Genomic DNA, 2,871 nt, shown 5'->3' with positions numbered 1-2,871 from the left:
ATCCTAATATTGATACACTAGGATTTGTTTATTTAATCTATTAATTGCATTTATACATTTATATCATGCATTTACTTATATTGTTTATTGGTATAAGCATAAATGAATAATTACCATTGTCTAAAATTAATTACCTCTTACCTTTTGAAAAAATATGTAAATTGAATATTTATTATTTTTTTGGACAGATTATAATTATTAATAAAAATTTTGGGAAATATGGTGATTAAATTTATGAAGAAGAAAGAAAAAAGTTTTATTCCTCTAGTTGTTATATTTATATTAGTATTGCAACTTATTAATTTATCAACCACAGAGCAAGGACAAAATACATCTAATAAAAATACAAAATTAATCAACAGTGACATAAAATCAATAAATACTCTATCTATAACTTATAGAGTTAATAACTCTAATACATTAACCACTGAACTTTCAAAATATAATTCTGAATATAATTCTTATTCTATACAAAAGTCTCAACAAAAATGTAAAAATTTGTATTACAATAATCAAGTAAGTGAAAAAGCGATAAACCAAACTATGCATTTACCTGATTGGTTTAAATATAAAGTTATAGATGAAAACTTATTAAAATCTTATTTAGCTAATAGATCTTCTATACTTAAGGATGAACCTTACTTTTCATCCATAATAGAAGTTGGTAGAGATTTTAATATTAATCCTATACTGCTATTTGCTATTACAGGTCAAGAACAAAGCTTTGTTCCTCAAGATCATGTAAGTGCTACTAAAATAGCTAACAATCCTTATAATGTATTTTGTAGTTGGCAAAGTTATAATACTGATATTGTAGATGCATCAGAAATTGCTTGTCGTACAATTATAAATCTATCTAAGGATAGACCTGATAGTGTCGATCCTTTAGTATGGATTAATAGAAAGTACTCTGCTGATCAAAACTGGCATTATGGTGTAAGAAGTTTATACAACGAAATTATTGACTTTATAAATGAGTAATAAAAGGTTTAGGTAATTCAAATAAGAACTACCTAAACCTTTTATTTATTTTCTATATATACACTTTTTGTTGGGAAAGCAATGCTTACTTCCTCATCACTTAGAATTTTCATTATATTATAATTTATATCTTCTTTAATCTCCATATATTCATTGAATTCAATTCTATTTATAAAAAAATACATACCTATGTCTAAACTACTTTCATTAAATGTGCTAAAGCTAACATGAATACTCTCACTATCTACTCCATCATGATTCTTTAGCATATCCTTTATGCTACTAACACACCTTTGAAGCTGCTCAGTAGCTGTATCATAGGTTACTCCTATATTCATAGTTACTCTTCTTAACTCTCTCTTGTTAAAGTTTAAAATTGAATCATTTACTAGTAATGAGTTAGGAACCGTTATTAACACTTTATCAAAAGTTCTTATTCTTGTACTTCTAAAACTAATATCTTCTACTATTCCCTCTATCTCCTTACACTTAATCCAATCACCTATTGTAAAAGGATTATCCATAAATATTATGACACCTGACATCATATTGGCAGCAAAATCTTTTGCTGCCAAAGCTATTACAACTCCCCCTAAACCTATTCCTGTTATAAAAGCATTTACATCTAGCCCCCAAATATTCGCTACTTGTATAATTGCAAAAGCTATAATTAAATACTTTATTCCTTTGGCCATCATAGGTATTAATACAGTATTAACTTTTATATCATATTTATCTGTAGCTCTAAATAAAAAATCATCTGAATTATTAGTAATGTTAATTAATCCATTAGCAAATAATACTATAATTGATGTCCCTAATAATTTATTAATTATACTGCTAATATTCCATCCCAGTGATGAATTCAGTATACTCATAAATATGTATACACCCATTACTATAAATGCCATTTTTATAGGTTTTTCAAATGCACTCAATATTTTTCTAGCACTTTTAATTTTTAAAGCTTTAAATATACCATCTAATATCTTTATAATATATTTAGCAAATATGTTCCTTAGAAACATTAACAATACGAATATTCCTACTCCTATTGCAATTGACTTCCACACTTCAAAAAATTTACTATTTAATATAATCTGTACATATTTATTCGTTAATATCTCTACTTGAGCTATTACCATTTATCTTTCCTCCTATATAAAAACTTAGTTTTCATTATTTATTCCTTTACAATTCCAAAAACAAAAACATCAACATATTCTTCTCCATCATAATATGCTTGTCTTCTTGTTCCTTCATGAAGAAAACCTAATGACCTTAATGTGCCTTGACTAGGATAGTTAAACATTAACACCTCTGCATCAATCCTATGAGTTCCAATGCTAAATAAATAATCTATAATTAATTTTAATCCTTCCTTAGCATATCCCTCTTGCCTATGACTTCCTAATCCAAACCTAAGCCAAGCCATTTCTTTATTTTCATCTAACCAGTTCATTCTTATGTATCCTATAGGTTCATTATTATCTTTTAATGCAATAATTAAATATAATTCTTCTCCTTCTTCTATGCTAAGCTTAATGTCTTGAAATTGATTTTCATAACTTATATTTGTATTTAATCCCACGGACATTTTTCTCATTACTATTTCATCTTTCCATTTAGCAACCAATTTAGCATCATTTAATTCTATATTTCTTAAATAAATTCGTTGTCCTTCACATATATTATACACTTCCTACCCTCCATACCAAAATGCTACTTCTCATATTATTATAAATTAAATTTATTATTTTATATATAAAAAAAGCACTCCATATGAAGTGCTTTTGGTGGCTCACCGGGGGATCGAACCCCGGACACCATGATTAAAAGTCATGTGCTCTACCGACTGAGCTAGTGAACCACGTTAAAAACCTGGCAACA

The 2,871-nt window shown here is 27.2% G+C and carries 3 protein-coding genes and 1 tRNA gene; 1 reads left to right on the top strand and 3 read right to left on the bottom strand.

The features are described 5' to 3' along the window. The first annotated feature begins 234 nt into the window (after positions 1-234). Positions 235-981, top strand: coding sequence for a hypothetical protein (locus tag B2S02_RS18215; RefSeq protein ID WP_346849313.1), 747 nt, complete (start codon positions 235-237; stop codon positions 979-981). Positions 982-1,022: 41 nt separating this feature from the next. Here the strand turns inward: B2S02_RS18215 and B2S02_RS18210 are convergent, their stop codons facing one another. From B2S02_RS18210 to B2S02_RS18200, 3 genes are all read right to left on the bottom strand, one after another. Then, on the bottom strand, positions 1,023-2,126 hold the full coding sequence (locus B2S02_RS18210; protein WP_346849314.1) for a mechanosensitive ion channel family protein: 1,104 nt from the start codon (positions 2,124-2,126) through the stop codon (positions 1,023-1,025). A gap of 38 nt (positions 2,127-2,164) precedes the next feature. After that, on the bottom strand, positions 2,165-2,680 hold the full coding sequence (locus tag B2S02_RS18205) for a GNAT family protein (RefSeq protein WP_346849315.1): 516 nt from the start codon (positions 2,678-2,680) through the stop codon (positions 2,165-2,167). A gap of 95 nt (positions 2,681-2,775) precedes the next feature. Further along, positions 2,776-2,851: transfer RNA gene (locus B2S02_RS18200), tRNA-Lys, on the bottom strand. Between the last annotated feature and the right edge of the window lie 20 nt (positions 2,852-2,871).

Origin of the sequence: Clostridium sp. UBA7339, from assembly GCF_002470865.1 — a bacterium.
Taxonomy (GTDB): Bacteria; Bacillota; Clostridia; order Clostridiales; family Clostridiaceae; genus Clostridium_J; species Clostridium_J sulfidigenes.
The sequence above is the reverse complement of the archived record's forward strand: the minus strand, read 5'-3'. Positions and strand labels throughout refer to the sequence as shown.

Coding starts and splice junctions, on each gene's coding strand:
- B2S02_RS18210 (WP_346849314.1), bottom strand. CDS start 2,126: ATGGTAATAGCTCAAGTAGAGATATTAACGAATAAATATGTACAGATT.
- B2S02_RS18215 (WP_346849313.1), top strand. CDS start 235: ATGAAGAAGAAAGAAAAAAGTTTTATTCCTCTAGTTGTTATATTTATA.